This is a genomic window from Bradymonas sediminis (assembly GCF_003258315.1).
Classification (GTDB): Bacteria; Myxococcota_A; Bradymonadia; order Bradymonadales; family Bradymonadaceae; genus Bradymonas; species Bradymonas sediminis.
Genome location: NZ_CP030032.1, coordinates 1,145,267 through 1,167,184, shown reverse-complemented (window position 1 = coordinate 1,167,184; position 21,918 = coordinate 1,145,267). Strand labels below are relative to the sequence as shown.

19 protein-coding genes, 1 tRNA gene and 1 pseudogene are annotated in these 21,918 nt (G+C 59.8%); 7 read left to right on the top strand and 14 right to left on the bottom strand.

Features of this window, described 5'->3' with window-relative positions; all coding sequences use genetic code 11:
* Positions 1 to 79: 79 nt before the first annotated feature.
* Together DN745_RS04390 and DN745_RS04385 are read right to left on the bottom strand one after the other, a co-directional pair.
* On the bottom strand, positions 80 to 2,332 hold the full coding sequence (locus DN745_RS04390; protein WP_111332513.1) for a carboxypeptidase regulatory-like domain-containing protein: 2,253 nt from the start codon (positions 2,330 to 2,332) through the stop codon (positions 80 to 82).
* A gap of 125 nt (positions 2,333 to 2,457) precedes the next feature.
* Positions 2,458 to 3,078, bottom strand: coding sequence for a PilZ domain-containing protein (locus DN745_RS04385; protein ID WP_111332511.1), 621 nt, complete (start codon positions 3,076 to 3,078; stop codon positions 2,458 to 2,460).
* A 152-nt stretch (positions 3,079 to 3,230) separates the two neighbouring features.
* Between DN745_RS04385 and DN745_RS04380 the strand changes: the two genes are divergently transcribed.
* Complete coding sequence (locus tag DN745_RS04380) at positions 3,231 to 3,809, top strand: MiaE family protein (RefSeq protein WP_111332510.1); 579 nt, start codon at positions 3,231 to 3,233, stop codon at positions 3,807 to 3,809.
* A 94-nt stretch (positions 3,810 to 3,903) separates the two neighbouring features.
* Here DN745_RS04380 and DN745_RS04375 read toward each other — a convergent pair whose 3' ends face one another.
* The 3 genes from DN745_RS04375 to DN745_RS04365 form a co-directional block, all read right to left on the bottom strand.
* Positions 3,904 to 4,380, bottom strand: a complete 477-nt coding sequence (locus DN745_RS04375; protein WP_133622123.1) for a hypothetical protein — start codon at positions 4,378 to 4,380, stop codon at positions 3,904 to 3,906.
* Between the two features lie 69 nt (positions 4,381 to 4,449).
* A complete protein-coding gene (locus tag DN745_RS04370; protein WP_111332507.1) occupies positions 4,450 to 5,037 on the bottom strand; it encodes a hypothetical protein in 588 nt (195 codons plus the stop codon).
* A gap of 68 nt (positions 5,038 to 5,105) precedes the next feature.
* Positions 5,106 to 5,390, bottom strand: a complete 285-nt coding sequence (locus tag DN745_RS04365) for a hypothetical protein (protein WP_111332505.1) — start codon at positions 5,388 to 5,390, stop codon at positions 5,106 to 5,108.
* Positions 5,391 to 5,604: 214 nt separating this feature from the next.
* Between DN745_RS04365 and DN745_RS04360 the strand changes: the two genes are divergently transcribed.
* Complete coding sequence (locus DN745_RS04360) at positions 5,605 to 6,366, top strand: ion transporter (protein ID WP_133622124.1); 762 nt, start codon at positions 5,605 to 5,607, stop codon at positions 6,364 to 6,366.
* A 93-nt stretch (positions 6,367 to 6,459) separates the two neighbouring features.
* Here DN745_RS04360 and DN745_RS04355 read toward each other — a convergent pair.
* The 7 genes from DN745_RS04355 to DN745_RS04325 all read right to left on the bottom strand — a co-directional run bounded on the left by DN745_RS04355 (position 6,460) and on the right by DN745_RS04325 (position 12,221).
* Positions 6,460 to 6,542: transfer RNA gene (locus DN745_RS04355), tRNA-Leu, on the bottom strand.
* A 267-nt stretch (positions 6,543 to 6,809) separates the two neighbouring features.
* Positions 6,810 to 7,799 (bottom strand): hypothetical protein, encoded by a 990-nt coding sequence (locus DN745_RS04350; RefSeq protein ID WP_111332501.1) that lies wholly within the window; start codon positions 7,797 to 7,799, stop codon positions 6,810 to 6,812.
* 34 nt (positions 7,800 to 7,833) lie between these two features.
* Complete coding sequence (locus tag DN745_RS04345) at positions 7,834 to 8,553, bottom strand: OmpA family protein (protein WP_111332499.1); 720 nt, start codon at positions 8,551 to 8,553, stop codon at positions 7,834 to 7,836.
* A gap of 62 nt (positions 8,554 to 8,615) precedes the next feature.
* Positions 8,616 to 9,968 (bottom strand): DPP IV N-terminal domain-containing protein, encoded by a 1,353-nt coding sequence (locus DN745_RS04340; protein ID WP_162687446.1) that lies wholly within the window; start codon positions 9,966 to 9,968, stop codon positions 8,616 to 8,618.
* Between the two features lie 96 nt (positions 9,969 to 10,064).
* Complete coding sequence (locus DN745_RS04335; protein ID WP_111332496.1) at positions 10,065 to 10,898, bottom strand: TonB C-terminal domain-containing protein; 834 nt, start codon at positions 10,896 to 10,898, stop codon at positions 10,065 to 10,067.
* A gap of 9 nt (positions 10,899 to 10,907) precedes the next feature.
* Positions 10,908 to 11,423: a biopolymer transporter ExbD gene (locus DN745_RS04330; RefSeq protein ID WP_111332494.1), complete on the bottom strand. Its 516-nt coding sequence runs from the start codon at positions 11,421 to 11,423 to the stop codon at positions 10,908 to 10,910.
* Between the two features lie 48 nt (positions 11,424 to 11,471).
* Entirely contained in the window at positions 11,472 to 12,221 is a 750-nt protein-coding gene (locus DN745_RS04325) for a MotA/TolQ/ExbB proton channel family protein (protein ID WP_111332492.1), read from the bottom strand.
* A 1,319-nt stretch (positions 12,222 to 13,540) separates the two neighbouring features.
* Between DN745_RS04325 and tnpA the strand changes: the two genes are divergently transcribed.
* Entirely contained in the window at positions 13,541 to 13,951 is a 411-nt protein-coding gene (tnpA, locus tag DN745_RS04320; protein ID WP_111332490.1) for an IS200/IS605 family transposase, read from the top strand.
* Between the two features lie 377 nt (positions 13,952 to 14,328).
* On the opposite strand, the gene DN745_RS19210 is transcribed toward tnpA, so the two are convergent.
* Positions 14,329 to 14,595, bottom strand: a complete 267-nt coding sequence (locus DN745_RS19210; RefSeq protein ID WP_133622125.1) for an RCC1 domain-containing protein — start codon at positions 14,593 to 14,595, stop codon at positions 14,329 to 14,331.
* Positions 14,596 to 14,957: 362 nt separating this feature from the next.
* Between DN745_RS19210 and DN745_RS04315 the strand changes: the two are divergent.
* From DN745_RS04315 to tnpC, 3 genes and pseudogenes are all read left to right on the top strand, one after another.
* Positions 14,958 to 16,135, top strand: a pseudogene (locus DN745_RS04315) (IS3 family transposase).
* Positions 16,136 to 16,185: 50 nt separating this feature from the next.
* Entirely contained in the window at positions 16,186 to 16,425 is a 240-nt protein-coding gene (locus tag DN745_RS04310) for a hypothetical protein (protein WP_111332487.1), read from the top strand.
* A 245-nt stretch (positions 16,426 to 16,670) separates the two neighbouring features.
* The gene (gene tnpC, locus DN745_RS04305) at positions 16,671 to 18,128 is read left to right on the top strand and encodes an IS66 family transposase (protein ID WP_111332485.1); all 1,458 of its coding nucleotides are present in this window, start codon (positions 16,671 to 16,673) and stop codon (positions 18,126 to 18,128) included.
* Positions 18,129 to 18,188: 60 nt separating this feature from the next.
* On the opposite strand, the gene DN745_RS04300 is transcribed toward tnpC, so the two are convergent.
* Positions 18,189 to 20,027 (bottom strand): Eco57I restriction-modification methylase domain-containing protein, encoded by a 1,839-nt coding sequence (locus DN745_RS04300; RefSeq protein ID WP_162687444.1) that lies wholly within the window; start codon positions 20,025 to 20,027, stop codon positions 18,189 to 18,191.
* A gap of 223 nt (positions 20,028 to 20,250) precedes the next feature.
* Between DN745_RS04300 and DN745_RS04295 the strand changes: the two genes are divergently transcribed.
* Complete coding sequence (locus tag DN745_RS04295; protein WP_111332482.1) at positions 20,251 to 21,906, top strand: serine/threonine-protein kinase; 1,656 nt, start codon at positions 20,251 to 20,253, stop codon at positions 21,904 to 21,906.
* Positions 21,907 to 21,918: the final 12 nt, after the last annotated feature.

Below are 21,918 nucleotides of genomic sequence, written 5' to 3'. Positions count from 1 at the left end.
GCGGGGCGTTTAGATACCACAACGCCCGCCAGCGAGGTGCTGGCGGGGTCGGACAGACGATCTATTTTCACAGATTGACTCAGTTTAATTTAGTGCGGTTGAACCGTGTGGAGACCAGGCCGGCTCGGTTGAGCCCGATTCCTGTGGCGCTGACTAACTCGTTCATCGTAATTTCTGCGGCGATTGCGTCAATAAAAACCTCGCCGGTTTGCATCAGGTCCTCGCGCCCGTTGGTGGGCTCGGGCAGTGAAATCTCGTGGGTAAATTGGCCCTGCGTGCCGGCCGGTCCGACCGACCAGACATCCCAGGACCTCTCTTGACCAACCATGCGCACGCGGAAGAGCGGGCCCGCGTCTGCCTGCACGCTCAGCGTGCGCGCGGCCGGGTCGAGCGTGGCGGTCGACGCGTCCGGGAACGCGCCCAAAGCTACCCTGCCGGGCAGCGATTGGCCATTCCACAGGGCCACCGAGAACTCATCGGGCAACGAAATACCGTCTTCAAATCCGACTTCGCTCGGCTCAAACGCGATGGCGATCACCGCGTGACGTCCGCCGCTCAGCGAGCCGTAGGGCGGCGCCATGGTCAGGCGACGATTATCCGGGCGACCATCTTCGTCTTCGTCGGCGGTCGCGCTGATTCCCAGCGGCACAAAGCCGGGGCCTTCAAGCAGCGTGCCGGCGACCAATACGGCGACCGAAGCCGGGCCGTTGGTCATCTCGGGGAAGTTCGACACGTTGATTTCGCTGGCCAACACCTGCTTGACGCCCGGGCGCAGCGCGACTTCGGGGAAGGCGTCGTAATTCGGAATCATATCGCTGGTGTCGCCGTTGCCGTTGATATCGTTGACGTCGGCCACGCGCGGCATCGCGTTGAGGTTCAACGGACGGTTGGCGTGGTCGAAGCGGCTGAATAGCGGCAGCAAGGTCGTCAGCATATCGGCCGCCCCGCCGCCTCCTTGGATCAGGCCGAAAAGCTCCATGCCCGGCACTTTGCCGGCCAGGCCCCACCCCAGGCGCGCGCCCGTGGACGCGGTGGCGTAATATTTTTGCTTAATATCAAGGTCAAAGCCGAACACCTGCCCGTGAATCACCAATCCACCGGGCAGCGGCAGCTCACTGGCGCCCATGCCGGGGATCGAAACCTCCGACATAAAGGGCTCGCCCAGGAGACTCTGCAGGTTCAGGTTGAGCAACCCGCCGGCGATGCTCGCCCCGGCGAGTCCCAGGTTCACGTCCCCGCTGGAGTTGATGCGGCTCAGGTCGAAGTTACCGGTGAAGCCGCCCACCGGACCGCTGCCAGCGCGCTTCGAAAGCGGGATGCGAACATCTGCCGTGCTCAGACCGTTGATCGTGATATAATTATATTCTTCGGCGAACACCGACAGACTATAGCCGCCATCCGGCATGTCGAGGCCAGCAACGCCGGTCGCATCGGTCGTCACAACTTGTCCGGCGATCACGACCTCGGCGCCCACCACGGGCGCGCCGGTCTCTTCGTCAAAGATGCGAACGCGAAGGTCGCCGACGGCGACTTCGCTCTCGCCGACCAGCTCAATCGCCCCCTCACAGGCCACGCCCGAAGCGGTCTGGGCGCTCAAGGTGGTGCTGCCGGTGCCGCCGGCGCCAAGCGCGCTCTGATGATTGGCGGCGATGGTGGCGACGGAGGGGTCGCTGGAGGTCCATATAAACGTTGCGGCCAGGCCCTCGCCGTCGGCGTCCATGGCGAATGCCTGCAACGGAATGCGCTGGTTGCGCGACACGCTCAGGGTTTGGGAGGCCACAAAACACGAGGTCACGCTGGGCGGCGTGACGCACTCCCCGCCGTCACATAGCTCACCATCGGCGCAATCATTCGGGCCGCGACAGACCTCCTCAAAGCATTGCCCACCCACACATTCATAGCCTTCCGCGCACGCGCTATCGGCGTCGCACTCCGGCGAATAGGTGCAACTGCCGCCCAGGCAGATCTCGTCATCGCCGCAATCGTTATCGATGAGGCACTCGGGGCGGTCGATGCAGAGATCTTCGGCACAGAGTTGCGCGGCCGGGCAATCCCGGTCGGTCTCGCAGGCCACCTCGATGACATCCGGCTGGTCGGGGCCGCCGTCGACTTCGGCGTCATCAACAAACCCGTCCTCAACATCGTCGGCATCCTCGAGACCGCCGTCCTCCCCGTCGCCCGGGTCAAAACACGCGCCCTCGACGCAAACCAGGTCTCCCGGACACGGGTCCGTCTCACTGCAGACATCCTCGGCGGCGTCTCGGCCGCACCCCACGGAGGCGACCAAAAGCAATGAGAATAACCAGGCGTATATCGAGGTATATGAGCGCATTTCTTATCCAATGACGGAAGTTAATTAAGTTGCTGAAAACAATGTTATCTTCGCTTCAGATGATTTTCCTAAGACGCCTTAATGGTGACGCAAAACGCCGCGAGTTTCAACGTCATTAGGTTCATTTATTCGAATGAACCATCGTCGCGAAATATCGGCAGTTTTTGGCTGCGAACCAGTTGGCGTTCGCGACGCATCGCGTAGCGAAGAATCGCCTTTTTATGCAGCTCCGAGATCGCCCGAAACTTCACCGCCGTCGACTCCCCATCCTCGGTCTCCTCGACCCGCACGACCTCGCCAAGGGCGAGCACGTCGGGGTTGTGAATGCTGGGGATGCGCAATTTGAATTCGACGAAATCCCCGACCTCAAAGCGCGGCTCGTCGGCTTCTCGGATGTAGTGAAAGCCGCGGTCATTGACCGTGACCCAGCGCGACTTCAGCGCGCCCTGCCCGCTTCGCTCAACGAGGCGGTGAATCTCGGTCAACTGCTGGCGCAGCGCGCGCACCTCGTTGAGCATAAAGACGACCTCGCGCGGCAGCTCGTCGCTGCGCTCGCTCCAATCGATCGTATCTTGCAAGGCCCCCTCGGACTCGGCGACCGCCATGTCCAGGATGCGCGCCTCGACGGCGTCGATCTTATCGGCCTCAACCACCCGCACCGCGCACGGCAGTAAACTGCGCACGCGAACGGAGCTTCGACGGTCGTCGGCCAGGCGATTCTTCGGGTCATTCTGTTCGGTCGTCATGATATCATCCTGCGCGAGTGACGTTTGCCGACGCACTATACATTGTGTTGGCAAAAGTCTAAACGAGGATCGCAACGCGGAGCTTCGATACTCCGCGATTCCTTATTTCCCGTCGTTCATTTCATCTTTTTTGCTGCTCGCAGGCCAATCTTATGCTTCATCTCGCCGCTCCAACGGACCCGGGCTGGTTTGACCGCATCGAAGACGACCTTCATCTGGTGCTGGTCGATCATGCCCATCTCGAAAAACGCGCCGCCTCCACCGCGCTGAGCATGATCTTTCGCTATACCGGGCGCCCCGATCTGCCCATGACCCTGAGCCCCATCGTGCGCGAGGAGATGCGCCATTTCGAGCAGATGCTCGGCATCCTCGCCGAGCGCGGCATCGAGCTGATCAGGCTGGAGGCTGCGGACTACGCCACCACCCTGGTGGGCAAGGTGCGCAAACAAGAGCCGCAGCGCCTGCTCGACCGGCTGATCGTCGCCGCGCTCATCGAGGCGCGCAGCGCCGAGCGCTTCAAGATCCTCTCCGAGCGGGTCAAGGACGCCCCGCTGGCCGCCTACTACGGGCAATTATTTGAATCCGAGGCGCGCCATTATACCGTCTACACCGACCTGGCCCGGCGTTATTTCGGCCACGACGCGGTGAAGACCCGCCTGGATGAATTGGCCAGCGCCGAGGTCGAAGCACTCCAGAGCACCACGAAACAGGCGCGGCTGCATAGTTGGTGAGTGGCGCCTGACGCCAGCGCGAATAGAAAGCAAAAGCCGGCTGCCCCAATGGGCGGCCGGCTTTTGCCATATCAAACGCGGTCAAAGCGCTCGATTATTTAACTTCGATTTCCTGACCGTTTCGATAGGCTTTCTTGACCTGATCTTTGGCCGCCATGATCGTCACGTTCGCGAACGAGGCTTTGACTTCGTACAGCGGCGGCTCCTGGCTATCGTTGATGATGGTGCCCGAGAGGACATGGCCGTTCTTCAGCAGAACTTGCTCGTAGCGGTCGAGCCCCGCGGGCTTCGAGCCGTTGGCCCAGACGATATTTGCGACGGCCGACTTCGGAATCGCGCGGACCTCGCCGTAGCGAAGAAACACATAAAAATCGACATTTTCGGCGACCACGGTGCCGCGAATTGCCTGGCCGTCGTTGAGCTTCATCTCGTCGGCTTTCGGCTGCACGCACTCAGGGCATACATTTTTGACCGGCGTAAAGGGTTTAAAATCGGCGGCAAATGCGCTCGTCGAAATCCCCATAAGAGTCGCGGCGCAGGCGAACGACAAAAGCCATTTTTTTACACTCATTTTCAATTCCCTAAAAATTTCTGCAACTGAACGCTTAACAAACGAAATACACGGGCATTAATAAAGCACTTAGCGTGCCAAAAGTCCACGCATCGCGCGCATCGCTTCGGGCATGGTCAGCGGGACCGCGGCGATGCTGGCCACGGCGTTGAGCGTGGTGAACACGTCGAGGTGACCGTCTTCGATATCTTCGAGCACCTGGCGGCCGACGGCGACCGCGCGAATCGCCGAGAACCCCGCGCTCGCGATGGAGATCCACGGGCTCTCATCGGCCCGACGCTCCCCGCCTGCCGCGCTCAGCGCGATGGTCGCCGCGTGCGAAGACGTGATCGGCGCGGAGCGATGCAGCGACTCCCGGGACGGGCGCATCGTGGTCTTCCAGCGGTACGCGTCCAGGATGGCCGCGCCCGCCCGGCGATCCGCCTCGCTGCTGCGTGGGTGCGCGCTCTCCAAAAGAAATCGCGCCGACGGCAGCGACGGCAAGACTTCGCGCCGATAGGCCTCGCGCGCCGCCTCGCTCAACAGCCCGACCGCCGCCAACCCCTGAACCGCGCGGCGCCGGCGCATATCGCCCCGGTGCTCGCGCTCACGCTGAGCGTCTTCGATTTCACTTAATTGGCGATTTATTTCGTCACGGTCAATCGTTATCACGCTCATCTTAGTCCGAACTCCTCAAAGCAATAAAATCTCAATAGTCAGCCAAAAAACGCCGGCCGGGCGCCGTATTATTTCGCGATCTCGATCTGCTCGTCGAGCCGTTCCTGGCGCTCGTCGACCGTATTCTGAACGTTATCCTTCATGCCGGATAGGCTCTTATTAATCCCGCCAATTCCGGTATTCACGATGGTCGGAATCTCGCGCGTCGGTCCCACATCGGCGGGCTCCTCGCTCTGCGATATCGTCGTCGACGTGCGGTATTTCGACAGCTTCGAGAGCGCTTGGCTCCCGAATATAAGCGCATACACGGCGATCGCGGCGCCAATGGCGAGGACGATTAATTTCAAACGCATCTTAACTCCCACGGGCGAGTTGCAAAAAAAATAGTGAGCCGCGCCGAGTATAATTGATCCCGGTCAGAATGAAACCACGGCGAAGCTGCCGCCCCACGCCCCGGGGCGAGCGGCCCGGTTGAGCCGATTTCTGCTCGACGCGTCTGGTTCTGTCGAAAACACTCCGTTAGAATCGCCGCGCTCTCTCCAGCTCTCGCACCTCAAGGGTCTATTCGTGAAAAAACTCCGGCGTCAGTTCTATTATCTTCTCGAAGATGACCACGCTGACACTCTGGGCCCCCAGATCGTCGAATACGGCCTGGCCACGCTTATCACCATCAATATTATTGCGCTGATGCTGAGCACCATGCCCGAGTTGCAGGCCTATGACGCGGCCTTTGTCGCGATCGAGCGCCTCTCGGTCGTTCTCTTTAGCGTCGAGTATATCCTGAGGGTCTGGTGCGTCGCCGAGCGCCTGGAGGACCCATTCTGGGGCCGGGTTAAATTTATCTTCCACCCGCTGATGCTCATCGACCTGATGGCGGTGGCCCCGGGCTATTTTACGGGCCCGCTGGACCTTCGCTTCGCGCGCAGCTTCCGCCTGATTCGAATCCTCAAGCTCACCCGACACTCCACCGCGCTATCGCTGATCATCGAGGTCTTGCGCCGCAAGCGCGAGGAACTTTTCTCGGTCGCGCTGATCTCGGTGCTGATGTTGGTGATGGCCTCCGGCATGATCTATTACGCCGAGCACCCCACGCAACCGGAGGCGTTTTCGAGCATCCCCGAGTCGATGTGGTGGGCGGTTATGACCATGACCACCGTGGGCTACGGCGACGTCACCCCCGTCACCACCGCCGGCAGGATCATCGGCGGGTTGGTCGCGCTCACCGGCGTGGGCTTCTTCGCCATGCCCGCCGGCATCCTGGCCTACGGCTTTAGCGAAGTTATCTCCGAGAAAAAACAGAAGCTAAAAGAGGCGAAGCGCCCCAGATAACTCGCAAGCCCTTCGCGCGAGCGATATTCTCTCACACGAAAAAGCCTTCTTAGAATTTCTAAGAAGGCTTTTGCTGTTGCGATTTCTTTCAAGTACCGGAGGTGGGACTCGAACCCACACATTCTTCCGAACATCGGATTTTGAATCCGACGCGTCTACCATTCCGCCACTCCGGCAAGAGTGTCATCGAGGGGTTTCAAACTTCTAAACCGCCCAACGGAGATGCGTTATTAATGGAGAATTTCACGCTGGTCAAGACAAATTGAAATTAATTTAGAGGGGTGCGAGGTAGGTTGCTTTTCAAGACGTGTACTTAGCATAGGGGATTTGAGAGGAATTAACAACGCGCGAAAAGAAACCGGCAAAGAAAAGCGCGAAATAGTCGGTTCTTTCGATCGAAAGGCACCGATAATCGCCCTCAGAGCGCGATCTCGCGCGATTCGCTACCAACGCCAGTTCCCGTCGAGCATGCCGGATTCGGGGTCGGGTCGCCCGGTATCTAATTCATAGACAAATTTTTCCTGGCCGCCCTCAATGACCGCGCCAGTCATCTCCATCGCCGGGGCGAACTCAACCTCGTCGCCGATGCCCGACTTTGTATAGCGGGGCACCGCGGGATGAAGCACCTGGAACTCCTCTTCGTAGAATTCGAAGAGCCGCCAGATAAGCTCCGCCTGGGCCGGCGACGCCACGACGGTCGAGACGCCAAGGTCGCCGAGCTCTTCGGCGCAAAGCGCCAGGTGAGCCCCGAGCGTTCGCATGCTGAGCTCGGACGCCACGCTGCTATGCGCGCCCGGGTCCACCGGCAACTTCGGCTTCTCTTCGCCCAACAGCCGGCCCAGCAACTGCCGGGCGTGGCGCGCCTGGCGGCGCTGATGCGCGATCGCGACCAACTCCCTGGGAGGAAGCAAATCCGCGTTGATAAACGCCGCGCTGCTCTCTAATTTGTGGAAGACCTCAAGCTCGCGGAGCGTGTCAGCGTCCGGCGCTCCGCGCGCCCCACGAAGCGCCGGGCAATCGTAGGCGCCAATGGCCGCGTAGGGGTGCATCAATCGCTGCTCCATCCCAAGCGCGGCCAGCGCAAACGTGCCGTTAATCTGCTCGGGGATCACCGCCGTCGCGTGCACCCCGCGCCCGCGCAGCGCGCGCGCGAGGCCCTGGGCGAACTCTGGATAACCGCCGCGCCCCACCAGATAGATGGCGACCTCATCCCCCTTGCCCGTAGCCTCTTTCCAGGCGGCCATCTCGGCGTCGAAGACATGCAAAAACGCCCGCAGGGCCTCCTCGCCAAGGTCCACCCGCCGGTCGCCCAGCCACCCGGCGACCACCGCGATGACCGGCATCTCCAGCGCATCCGACAGCGCCGCGATCGCGTCGCCTCGGGTCATCATATTCGCGCCCGATTCATCGGCGTCTTTCGCGTGTAGGTCCAAACCGCATCACTCCAGAAAAAAACCTTCGGCGCCATTATTTCGGCACGAACTCAACGCGGCGATTCTTTGCATAATCGCTGGCCGTCGAGCCGTAGGCGGCGGGCATCTCCTCGCCATAGGACAGGATATACAGGCGGTTCTCGTCGACGCCCAATTGCTTCAAATAGGACTTTACCTGGCGGGCGCGGCTCTCCCCAAGAGACAGATTATATTCGGGGGTTCCGCGCTCATCGGTATGCCCCTCCAGCGTCACGGTGCGCTCCTTATTCTGCTTCATCCACTTCACGTTCTCGGCGAGCACCGAGCGCGCGCTATCGCTAAGCCCGGCGCTATCGTATTCGAAATACACCGTGCCGAGCGTGTATTTCTCCTCGGGCTGCGCGTCGCGCCCGTCGTCTTCGTTGTCCTTGGCATTCTTATCGGCGTTGGCCGCCTGGCGCGCCAACTCGGCGCGGCGCTGGCAATCATCCCAATTCAGCTCGCCCTCTTTTTTAGCCTCGATGGCGATCTTCTCGGCGGCCTTCGCCTTGCGCTTGGCCTCGTCGTATTTCTCCTGGTCGACCAACTTCTCGGCCTCCTCCAAAAGGCGCTGGGCGGCGAGGAATTTCTCACTGGCGCAATCCTTGACGCCGCGCGCGTCCAGGATTGCCTGCTGGGCTGCCGACATCTCATCGGTCGGCACGCTCGCGCAGCCGCTCCCGATAAGAAGCGCCAAACCGGTCACCACGATTTTGACTCGATTAGAATAGCTCATATAGCCTGCTCAAATTTAGAAATTATTATGCTTAATAGCGCTGAATCAATCCACCAATTCGGTCATTCCCAGGCCGGCGATTGGTAGCCGGAGCCCTCGGTGATCGCGTTCTGAACTTCGCCGTCTGCGGTCATCATCCACACGCGCTTTCCCTTGCCGCCGCGGTCGCTGATAAAGACCAGATAGCGCCCATCCGGGCTAAACGCGGGGTCGGAGTTGTTGCCCTGGTCCTGGGTCAGCCGCTCGATGCTCCCCTCCAGGTTCACCGTGAAGATGTCGAAGGCGCCGCGCTCATCACGCGCCGAGAAGGCGATCAGGTTACCCGACGGCGACCAGCTTGGCTGAGTGTTATAGCTTCCCTGATAGGTCAGGCGGCGCTGATTGCTGCCGTCGGCGTTCATCACGTAGATCTGCGGGCCGCCCGAGCGCCCCGAGGTGAACGCGATCTTGGAGCAATCCGGGCTCCACGAGGGGCTGGTGTCGATCGCCCAATGGTCAGTGAGGCGCTGCGCGATTTTGCCGCTGCTCGGGTCAATCAGATAGATATCGCTATTGCTGCCGTCCTTCGACAGCGTCAGCGCGAGCTTGCCATTGCAATAATCCGCCCCGGTATTTTGGCCGCGCACCGACGAGAGCTTGCGCGACTTGCCGCCCTCATACACCCAGAGGTCCGGGTTACCGGCCTGGTAGCTGGTATAATAAATAGCGCCGCCGGGCCCAAACGAGGGGAGCATATTGATGGAGTTATTATTGGTAATCTTGGCGACGCCCTCTTCGCCCAGGCGCATCGCATAGATCTGCTTGTTTCGCTTTTGCTGGCGCACATACGCGATGCGCGAGCCGAAGATGCCCGGCTTGCCGGTATAATATTTGAGCACCTCGTTGGCGAAGGCGTGGACTTGCTTGATGTACTCGTCCTTGGAGAACGAGCCGCCCTTCCAATCCAGACGCGCGGGCTTGCCCTCCTCGACCAGGTAGAGGCGCAGGTCGAGCACGACCTGGTCGCCGTTGGTGCGCACCGAGGACTTAATCAAGCCCTGAGCGCCCACATTAAACCAGTTGCTAAACCCGATGGCCGACGCGCCCATGCCCTCCTGAGAGGTGTCGAAGAAGAAATTTCCCTCATCCAAAACCTTAAAGAAGCCCGCCAACTTCATATCGCGCGCCAGGGTATCGTGCACGGTCTGGGCAATCTTTCCGGTATCCCCGCCGGGCTCCAACGCCTTGGGAATCGCCATCGGGATCAACTTGCGTTTGACCCCGAGGGTGACGTCGATGTCGATGCCGCGGGTGTCCGCCGGCGCCGCCTCGGCGTTCGGCGAGCTCGCGCCAGAGTCCTGCGCGAAGGCGGCGGGGCTGAACAAAAGCGCGCTCATCACGCACAGCAAAAGAGTCGTTCTCAATAAGGCTTTCATATATTTCCTGGGTCGGCGATGGGTTCGCATCCATGAATCAACTTCAGGGTTTGGGCGAATCAATGCCGGATTCTATTCAATTAAATGAAGCGAAGATCATTTGCCTGTGACGGCCTTCCAATTGCGCAGATTGAGCCCCTGGCGCAGCACGGCGTCGCGCACCTCCGGCGCCTCGGGCATCGGGAGCTTGCGCCCCCCGCTGACCTCGAAGCGGCGCAGAAGTCGCTCGATGCTGGCGTCAAATTGCGCGTTATCGCTCTTGGTCGTGAACCGAAAAGACACGATATGCCCGCCCTCGGACAGGCGCACATACACAGCAACCTTGCCCGCCAGCGCGTTTATTTCTTCGTGGGTCAGCGTGCTCGGCACCCGCCAATATTTGCCCAGCGCCTCGAGCAGCCGCACCTGGTAGGTATTCATCATATTGGCCATCGCGGCGTCCGACACCGTGCCGCTGGCCACCCCGTCGGCGCTCCCCTCGGGGACCTCGTCGTTGGTGGGGCGGTTCGGGTTATTGAGCTCCTGGAGGTCGTCGAGCAATTTATTGCGCCGCGACTCCTGCTTTTGGGGTTTCGCCTCGGGCTGCTTCTCTTCGACTTTGGGCGGCGGCTCTTCGGCCGGTTTTGCCAGGTTGACCGACTTCTCCTTGACCTCGGGCGGCGCCGGATTGGCGACGCGCGGGAGCTGGTTTGGCGGCTTCTTTTCGCCCAGGGCGAGCAGCTCGACGTTCTGAAACTCCATCATCACCGGCGCGTCGACCGCGTCCTCTTCGGGCGTCGCATAAGCCCCGTAGATGATACCGCCAACGATCGTGGCGTGCAGCGCGAAGGTCGTCAAAAACCCGATGACCTGCATCTTGCGCTCGCCCGCAGGCCGCGCGCGCCCGAGCGATCTGGTGCCCCCGTCGATTTGATTATTGGAATAGTTCACGCGCTTGGCTCACTCCTCGGGATCGGCGTCATCGGTGAGATACTCCGGATTGGTGACCATGCCCAATTTGTCGATCCCGGCCTTCTTAATGCGGGCCATGGTCCCGACGACGAAACCGTAGGGAATCTCGGTGTCGGCCAAAAGATAAATCTCACCCTCGTCTTGGAGCTTCTGGTTGGCGCCGAGCTTCAGCTCGATCTCGTCAAAGCAGGGCTCAAACCGCGTCTTCTCACTGCCCTCAAGCTGGGCCGAACAATCCACCACCAGGGTCTCGCCGATATGGACCTTCAGGTCGCGCGAGATCTCCAGGATCATCTTATCGCTATCCTCGGGGTTGATCTGGTTCGGGTTATCCCGCGTCACCGGCAGCTCGAGGTCTACCTTGCGCTTGTCTTCTTCGGTCTTATCGATCATCGGCGCGGTCACCATAAAGATGATCAGCAACACCAACATCACGTCGACCATGGGGGTCACGTTGATCTCGGCGAGCATGCCGCCCGGTCCGCGATTGCCACTCATTGCCATGATTTATCTCTCCTGCAGTCAACTTAGGTCCAATCGAGCCAAACGTCTTCAATCGAAGAAATGACGCTTCACGATATTGAGAAAGTCGCTGGAGAAATTCTCCATCTCGGCACCCAGCACGCGGATGCGATTGACGAAAATATTATAAAAGACAACCGAGGGAATCGCGGCAAAAAGGCCCGCAGCCGTGACGATCAGCGCCTCGGCGATAGGCCCGGCGACCACGTCCAGCCCGGCCGCGCCCGCGGAGTTAATATTGACGAAGGCCTCCATAATTCCCCAAACCGTCCCAAAGAGCCCGATAAAGGGAGCGGTGGAGCCGACGGTGGCCAAAAACGGCACCATCGCCTCGAGCTGGGTCATCTCGGTGGAGGTCGCGCGGCGCAGCGAGCGGTCGACGTTCTCGATGCCGCTGAGCTGCACGCGCATCGGGTCGCCGGACTTGGCCGACCCGTCGCTCTGGTCGCGTTTTTTGAGCTTCGACAGCTCGATATACCCGGCCTTAAAGACCTGGCTCACCGGCGCCTTCGGGAATTGCTCGGCCGACTGAAAAATATTGTCCAGGCGCTTGGATTCCCAGAAGACCTCCAGAAATTTCAACGACTCCTTATGAACGCTGCGCAGATAAAACCACTTATAGCCGATGATATACCAGGACATCAGGCTGAGGACCGCCAACAATACCAACACCGCGATGACCACCCAACTATTGGTGTCCATCAAGATGTCAAAGATGCCCTTGTGCGCGGTCGCGTCCGCCTGCGCGGTGACAAGTTGAACCCATATTGCGTCCCACATGCGTGCTATCCTCTTCTGGTCGTTTCTTTAATGAAAGTCGTTGGTTAAAAAACGTCGCGCTTTAAGCCGAATCGGATCGGTCGTCTCGACGGTCCCATGGTTCTAGCAAATCTCGGGCGTACAGCGAAGCCACAACGCGAAATGTTGTGTCGATGAGTTTTCTGCGTGTGGTGTGATTGCGCAATGGGGTTGGGAAGGAATTTAATACGCTGGTGGGAGAGAGTATTCGGTCTGGCGCTTTCCGAGGGCTCTTCGGTTCGCGTTGGTCGTTAATGTTGGATGATGCGCGACGATGCGTAATGTCGGCGTTGGATGATGCGCGACGATGCGTAATGTCGGCGTTGGATGATGCGCGATGATGCGTAATGTCGGCGTTGGATGATGCGCGACGATGCGTAATGTCGGCGTTGGATGATGCGCGACGATGCGTAATGTCGGGGTTGGATGATGCGCGACGATGCGTAATGTCGGCGTTGGATGATGCGCGACGCCTTCCGGGGGCTCATCGGTTTGCGTTGGTCTTGGCGTTCTCGGAAGCCATAGCCAGGCGGGGGTTTGCGCTCTATTTGGGCGTCACCCCCGGCTATGCAGGTCCCGCTACGCGGGACGACGCTTCGGCTTCGCCTACGCTCATTGACGACCTGCGATGCGCGACTCGACGCTGTTAATAATGGATGGCTTGTGACGATGCTTAACGGTGGGGCTGGATGATGCGCGACGATGCGTAACGGTGGGATTGGATGATTTGCGACGATGCGTAATGTCGGCGTTGGATGATTTGCGACGCCTTCCGGGGGCTCATCGGATTGCGTTGGTCTTGGCGTTCTCGGAAGCGAGCGCCAGGCTATGGTTTGCGCTCTATTTGGGCATCACCCCCGGCTATGCAGGTCCCGCTGCGCGGGACGACGCTTCGGCTTCGCCTGCGCTCATTGACGACCTGCGATGCGCGACGCCGTTAATAAGCGAAGCGCCGTGTGGCGAAGCGTAGCGGAGCCACACCTTTTTAGCCGGGGGTGAGTCCCCGAGAATAGAACGTCCGCCGAACTGCAACGCCTCGCCGATACGCCCGAAACCGCCGCATTGCTAGGAGCCCCCGGGCGGAGCACCCAAACGCCTATATCGCCGACACACCAACCGACAAATCCCCCGCGGCCATCGCAACACCCAAACGCCTATATCGCCGACACGCCCCTCCCCGGGGCCATCGCAACACCCGAACGCCTCGAAAAAACGCCAAATAATTTTATCATTGCCTCGACCAACCACGCGCCTAAATTGTCGCCTCCAAAAGTCGTACATACAACTCAAGGAGAAGACCGATGTCGTTCACTCGATTGCGGTACCATATTGTTTTTGCGACGAAAAAACGCGTGCGCTGGATTCGCCCCGAGGTTGAAGCCTTCCTCTATCCGGTGATGGTCAAGATTGGCCGGTCATTGACGGGGCAAATCATCCGCCTAGGCGGCGTCGAAGACCATGTCCACGTGATCTGTGCGCTGCCCCCCAATATTTGCGTCGAGGACTTCGTGCGCGATCTGAAGTCACGTTCTTCATGCGCGGTCCGCGCTCACTTCAAGAACCTCTATGGATTCAGGTGGCAAGATGAATTCGGCGCCTTTAGCCTGAACCCCAACGACATGGGCGGCATCATCGCCTATGTCGAAAATCAAAAACGACACCATTCAAACCATCAAACGCGTGAGATCTGGGAGCGTCATTGCCGAGGTTGATATTAGACGCCTTCCGGGGGCTCATCGGTTCGCGTTGGTCTTGGGGTTCTCGGAAGTCATTGCCAGGCGAGGGCTTGCGCTCTATTTGGGCGTCTCCCCCGGCTATGCAGGTCCCGCTAGGCGGGACGACGCTTCGGCTTCGCCTGCGCTCATTGACGACCTGCGATGCGCGACGCCGTTAATAAGCGAAGCGCCGTGTGGCGAAGCGTAGCGGAGCCACACCTTTTTAGCCGGGGGTGAGTCCCCGAGAATAGAACGTCCGCCGAACTGCAACGCCTCGCCGATACGCCCGAAACCGCCGCATTGCTAGGAGCCCGCGGGCGGAGCACCCAAACGCCTATATCGCCGACACACCAACCGACAAATCCCCCGGGAGCCTAAAACGTAAGCATCCGCTGGGCCGTCGGCTCGCATCGTATCGGCCAAACAGGGTCCTCATTCGTCGCGCGCAGACCCCAGCACCAGATATCCCCATCTTCGCTCAAAACGCATTGACCCGAAAGATGCTCCCAATTAGCGGGAATCTCGGCGATCGGCGGCTGGGGCATATAACGATAATCTCCGACCCCTCGCCCGGGCGCCTGTTGGCCAAGGCCACAGGCCGAATTGTCGCCCCAACATCGAATCTCTCGCTCGTCGGTCACGCCACAAAAACCGCCAGAAAGAGCGGTGATATCCGTTAAACGAAGATCCCAATCGGTTCGCAGAGGTAGAGATGTTGATTGGCCATCATCTGGTCCAAATGGTCGCCCGAACTCTCCATGCGAAGGATGCATGGTGCTCCCCCAACACCAAACCTGTTGGCTTGCGTCACTCCCGCAGATCACGGCCCCCCTTCCGTAATTCGCGGTTGAGGCGAGCGTGGAGAATAAACTGGGTTGCGCAACACCAACCAGGCTGTCTTGATTGTCCGAGCTGCCATTGCCCAACTCTCCGTGGCCTGACCCGGAATTTTCGGACACCTTCTCACATCAAAAAATGATATCCTGTCATTAGGAGGTTCCAAATGAACGAAAAACCCAAACGCCCTCGCTTCACCGAAGAGTTTAAAGCCGATGCTGTTCGCCTGGCGATGAGTGAGTCGGTGCCAACGGCCCGGGTCGCCCGTGATCTCGGAGTTCACCCGAACACGCTGTACAACTGGGTCGCCAAACACCGCGCAGAGCATGCCGGTGAACGCCCAACAGACACCGTAAGCGATGACGAGCGCGAGGAGTTGCGCCGGCTGCGCCGTGAGGTTCGCATTCTAAAAGAGGAGCGTGAAATCCTAAAAAAGGCGGCAGCCTTCTTCGCCAAGGAGTCCCGGTGACCCAGCGCTACCGGTTCATCAACGAGGAGAAGGCAAATCATCCCGTGCGCACGCTGTGCCGCGTGATGCGGGTCAGCCGCAGCGGGTTTTACGACTGGCAAAAACGGCCGCTGTCCAAGCGTGCCCGAGAGAATGCAGCACTGTTGGTTCAGATCGACGAGATCTTCGAGGCAAACCATAAACGCTACGGCTTTCGTCGTGTTTTGCGCGTTCTTTTGGCCCGCGGGCATCACGTTGGAAAGCATCGCATCGCACGACTGATGCGTGAAAACGGTCTTTTTGCGCGCAAGCGACGCGCGTTCTGTAGAACCACCGATTCGCGTCATATTTATGATGTCGCCCTGAACAAACTTAACCGCGAGTTTACGGCGGCCGCCCCCAACCAGGCTTGGGTCGGAGACATTACATACGTCCCAACGGCCGAGGGTTGGCTGTATTTAGCGGTGCTCATCGACCTATATTCGCGGCGCGTTGTTGGCTGGGCCATGAGCCGATATATCGACAAAAAGCTAGCCCTAGGCGCGCTTGACATGGCCCTAAATCACCGCCGGCCTGAGGCCGGTTTTATTCACCACACAGACCGCGGCTCGCCATACGCCGCTGACGACTATCAGGGGGCATTAAAGCACGCCCAGGCCACCGTCAGCATGAGTCGCAAGGGCAATTGCTGGGACGATGCGCCCAGTGAGAGTTTTTTCTCAACCCTTAAAACTGAACTCATCTATCGTGAAGAATTCGCCACCCGTGACGCAGCTCGGCACGCCATTCTGCGGTACTTAATGTGGTATAACGCGCACCGTCTTCATTCCTTCAACGACTATGTCTCACCGATGCAGTTTGAGAGATTCATGTTGACGAACGACGAGGCGGCGTAAATGCTGCCATTTCAGTGTCCGTGAAACCCGGGTCATGCCACAAGGCCCAAATGAACTATGCCGAGGCGCGCGCCAAAGGCCATCCCATCGGCAGCGGACACGTCGAGGCCTGCTGTAAACAACTGGTGCAGACGGGAATGAAGCGAAACGGGCAGCGCTGGAAGCCCCGTGGAGGACAGTCCATTTTGACGCTGCGAAGCTTGGCGACGGACGCCAGATGGGAGGACGCGATGCAGGTGATGATGCCGAGCTTTAAGCGGTGCGTTGAGCCAGCAGCTCAGGCGGCGTGATCAATATGAGATTCACACCCTTTTGATTAGACGCTTGTCAAACCGATCCTGAATAAACTAATTGGTGCTTTGAATTATATGAAACCGTACCCAACTAACAAAAACACACGCGCACCCTCTTCACATTAAAACAATTCAAATAAACACGTTTTTTTGCATGTAAGCATTCAGCGGGTCTACCTAAAATGGGGCTGACAGACACTTTTCGGGTTGCCTGAGCGCCTCCGGTTCCGACACTTAATGTGATGGAGATACTACCCGACAAACGTGATTTACGCATCGCCGAGCTCGAAGCCGAGAACGCCCGTCTTCGTGGATGCCTGAAGGAACGGGAACTTTATTGCGCCAAACTCGCCGCGCAACTCGAACAAGCGTTAAAGCGCATTGACCAATTGGAGCGCCAACTCGGTTTGAATTCGCAGAACTCCTCGAAGCCGCCGTCCAGCGATGGGCCGAAGCAGCGTGCCCAGCGTAAAAAAAAAGAAAACGGAAAACGCGCCCAGGGCGCTCAAAAGGGGCATCCGGGCCACCACCGTGAGCTTTGGCCGCCGGAGAAGGTGGACCATCAAAAGCAGTATTTTCCCACAAATTGCTCAGAATGTGGGCTCGAGCTAGCGGCTGAAGATGCACGCGGCGAGCCGGTGCGCCATCAAGTTTTTGAGGTTCCGCCGAAGCTTATCGAATGCACCGAACACCAGCGCATGGCCTGTGAGTGCCCGGGGTGCGGGCATCGAACGCGCGCAAAGCTGCCCGAAGCGGTCGAAAAAAGCGGTTGGGGGCCGCGCCTGGTTGGGCTGCTGGCCACACTTGGAACGCTTACGACGGACACGCGCCGGCAACTCGACTGGTTTGTCGGCGAGGTGCTCGGCGCGCCCAGCTCGCTCGGGTGCGTGCAGCGCCATCTTGAGGAGGCAAGCGCCGCGCTAAAGCCCGGATTCGATCAGGCGTGCACGGCGATTCAGCGGGCCGAGCAGGTCGGGGTCGATGAAACCGGCTGGCGAAAAGGCCGACTTCCGCATTGGATCTGGGTCATTCAGAGCGCACAGGCTGCCGTCTATCGGATCCGGTCGGGTCGTACTAAAGCGGTCGCCCAGGAGATTATCGGCGCCCCCGGCGCGCGTATCTTCGTTACCGATCGCTACGGCGCGTACTCATATTTGGCGGCCGAACGTCATCAAATTTGTCATGCGCACCTGCTACGCGAGTTTGTAAAAATGTCGGAACTCGACGGCGAAGTCGGCCAGATTGGCAAGAAATTGGAGGTCATGAGCCGCGAACTTCAGGGTAAATGGGCGCGCACGAACGCCGATGAAATCCCGCACGAAAAATGCGTCATATGGGTCCGCCAAAAGGTGCGCCCAAAGTGGGAAGCCTTGCTCAAAAAGGCGGCGGCCCACGGGAAAGCCGCGCCGGCGGTAGTTCGCTGGCTTCTAAAAGATAAGCATCTAAAGATGGCCTGGGTTTTTCTGGAACACCCCGGCGTTGAGATGACCAACAACGCCTCGGAGCGCGCGCTTCGCGGGCCAGTGGTCCAGCGAAAGATCTCCTGGGGCTCGCAATCCAACGCCGGATTGCGGATGATGGAGCGGCTGTGGACCATCGCAGAGACTTGCAAGCGCCAGTCGATCAGCGCCCTCGATTATATCACCCAAGCGGTTGAGGCGCTGAGAAATGAGGCACCAGCACCGCTCTTGATCGCGTAAATGGCTGACTTTTAGGTCGACCCGCTGAACGCTTACTTTTGTATTTATTTTTTAAAATCATTATAGCACGCCACCCAAGTTCCAAAAGACCGCCTCCCACCGACGCCGCTCCGCCCGCCATACATCATTCTCAGTATCGCCAACTCCGAGGTTATCAAACCATCGCAGCCGCCCCTTCTCATCACGCATAACCGGCAGCGGCAGCCCGCGCAACGGCTCCGAATAGAACTCGAGTTGCTTGCCCTTCGATTTGCCAAAATTACGCAAATAACGCTCGCAATATGCGCTATTGAGCAAAACCATCAGTCGGATCAGATCTTCCAAGGTATCGCCCGGTTGGCCGACCAAATAGGTGCAATCGCTCGAGATCATTTGCCCGGCGAGGTCGAGGGCAAAGCAGGGTTTGGGGGCGCGGCGCGGGACCACGAGTTTGGGGGCGACCTGTTCGGCGCGCGAGCGTGGCCAGTGGAGGCGGTACCAGGGCATGGTGCCGGATTGGACTTCGCGGCGGCGCTCCAAAACCGGGCGAAAAGGCTGAAGATGCTCGGCCAAGAGCGCTTCATTTTCGACGCTCAGCGGGCCGTCTATATAAAGGGCGAGCTCCTCGGACGGGGGGGTATAATAGATGGCGTTGGGCGTGAGGTGGCGGGCGCGCAAAAGCGGGCGGAGCACGGTGGAGCCCGAGGCCGCGATTTTTGCCAGCTCTGGCGGGACCTCCTCGGGGCTCTCGAATAGAAATATCGGCGCGCCCTTGGCCGGAATCTCGGCGTCTGCGGCGTAGAATTTTCGATGGCGCGCGGTGAAGCGATCCGCGCCGCTCACAAACCCCTGTCGGTCGCTCAAAAAATCGCGCAGCGGCGGCAGATTGTCTTTAAGCGCCTGACCCCATTGCATCGTCTGATCGTCAGAAAAGACGGACCAGAGATCGGCGCCCAGTTCATCGGCGGCGTGCTCAAAAACGCGCGGAGCGCCCGCGTTCTCGCGCTCGATTTCACTCGACAAAATGGCGCCGACCAGCACGTCCCAATCCGCGGGCGCCTTCGCCAGCGAGACGGCCCGCAGCCGGCGAGGCGCGGCGGGCGCAGCTTCGGCGCGCCGAAAAATGCTGAGCAGCGTATGTTGCCCCGGCGCGTCGGCAAATATGCCGCCGGTCTCGACCCGCAACAAAAACTCCGGCGCCAGCCGCTCGCTCAAATCACGGCGCAACACCCGGGCGTGCGTCGCACTCAGCCAATAGGCCGAGGTCACAAAGACCAACTTCCCGCCGGGGCGCAAAAACGACGCGGAGCGGTGAAAGAACAGATATTGAAGGTCCATACGCGCGCAAAAATACGCCTGCAAATGAGGATGCCGTGCCTTGAGGTCGTCGAAAAATTCGCGATGCCCTTTCTCGCGAAGATAAGGCGGGTTGCCCAGCACCGCCGCCGCCCTGCCCTCCCACTCACACCAGGGCGCGTCGGCCCGCAGGCCGTCGCCGATATAAATGCGATCGGGTAAATCTTGCGGGATCGCGCCGCCTACCTCCAGACGCGTCGCCGCCAGGTTGATCGCGGCGGCCAGCGCCATCGTCGGGTTCAGCTCGACCCCGACCGCCCGCAGCCCCGGCGCGCGCCGAATCGCGCTCGCCAGCAGCGTCCCCGCGCCTGCCGACAAATCGAGCACAACCTCGCCGTCCCGCCCCTCAATCTGGCCGGCCATCGCATCGGCGAGGGGGCGTGGCGTGGGGTAAATGCCGCCGTCGCGCCGGGTCTGTGTGTCGAGCCGAGTGACGATCGACTCCACCGCGCCGGGCTCTGCGCTATATTCAGCGCCCTCCGCAACCGCGCCCTCAAGCACGCCTAACCACCCGTCAAGCGCGTCGGGTTCGCCGTCGCGCAAGTCCACGAGTATCGCGCTCAAATAGGCCCTTACCCGAATCGGGCAAAAGGGTGTATTCTTTTCAAATAGGCGCCGATGAGCCAACTTCGCCAAGTATTGAGCCGCGTTGAGGTTCATTTTTTCCTAAAAGCCACTATTAGATTTGTAAGATATTCAAAATTGCGTACTATTGAATCTCAATTCGTGGTGTAAAATGCCGTTGCTATCGTAATCTCACTCAATTTTTAAGCGCATCAATAATTCCATGAGCGCAACCGATACAAAATTACAGCCGGGAATGGTGCTCGCGGAGCGCTACCAGCTTATTGAGGAAGTCGGTCGAGGCGGCTTCGGCATGGTTTATCGTGCCCGCCAGCTCAATATGGATCGGGATGTCGCGCTTAAAATCTTGCCGCCTAAATTCATGGCGGTCTCGGATGTCGTCGAGCGCTTCAAACGCGAGGCGCGCCTGGCCAGTCGGCTGCGCCACCCCAATACCATCACCGTGCATGATTATGGCAGTCACGAAAACCTGCTCTTCATTGTCATGGAATTGCTCGAGGGCGAAGACCTCGCCGATGTGCTCGCCAGGCAGCGCACGGTTGAGATGGAGCGCATCCTTCATATCGGGCGCCAGGCCCTTCAGAGTCTGCACGAGGCGCATAGCCAGCAGATCATCCACCGCGACTTAAAGCCCGAGAATATCTTCCTAACGCGTATGGGCGAGGATCACGACTTCGTAAAGGTTCTCGACTTCGGGATCGCGAAGCTCGCGATGCCCGAGGCCGCCGGCGCCCAGCCCGGGCGAAAGCTCACGCTCAGCGGGAGCACCGTCGGAACCCCGACCTATATGTCCCCGGAGCAAGCGGCTGGCGACGAGGTTGACCCGCTGAGCGACCTCTATGCGCTGGCCGTTATTTTATACGAAACAGCCTGCGGCAAGCCCCCGTTTTATGACGAGAGCGCGGCCAAAGTGATGCGCGCGCATCTATTTACGGCGGTGCCGAAATTTGCGAAGGCGCCGCTGCGCGACTCGCGCTTTGAGGCTGTCTTGCTCAAGGCGCTGTCGAAAGAAAAGGCCGACCGCTACCCGTCGGCCCAGGCCTTCCTCGAGGCGCTCAGCCCCAGCGCGGCCGAGATGCTCAGCCCCGCCTTCGACGAGGAAGACCCGCCCACCACTGAATTTTTGGGCCTCGACTCGCATAGCGAAGGCCTGGAGAACGCGGCCCCCAAAAGAGGCATCGCGAGCTCGCCAGACTTCCGAACTTCCGCCGTCGGAAGCCACGGCGTGCGCGAGAAACGCACGACCGAGAGCATGTTGCGCGCGCTGGAGATCGGCGCAGACGCGGCCCAGACGAGCGCGCGCAGAGTGACGGACGACTCGGCGATTCCCTTTGATTCCTTGCCGGAATTCCCGCAGCGCGCCCGGGTTCAAGAGGCCGAGGCAAGCTCGCGCTCCAACCGAATCTCGGGCCTTGATGACGCGTTTACGGATGCCCCGCCGCCCGGCTTCGTGTCCACGCCGGTCTCCTCGTCCATCATCACCGCGCTCGACCCGGAGCCAAACGAGGTCATCCTCCTCACCCAGAAAAAGGCTGATACGCCGCCGCCCTCGGCGGCCAGACCGGAGCTTCGCCCGCCGCAGGCGAGCGAACCGACAGCGCAGGTTCCCCAGGGACCGCCGCCCTCAAAACGCGCCAAACGCCAGACGTTTTCGGGCGAATTTAACGCGGCGAGCGCGTCGGAAGCAGACGTGGACGCAGACTGGACCTGGGAGGCGCCGCAGGATGAGTTCGACTCCTTTGGCGCCATGCCTCAGCAGAGGAACTCCCGCACCGCTCTGATCGCCGGGGCGCTGCTGATCCTGGCCATCTTGGCCCTCGCCGCCCTACAAGCGGCTGGAATTATTAAACTTTTTTAAGCGCCTCTCTGG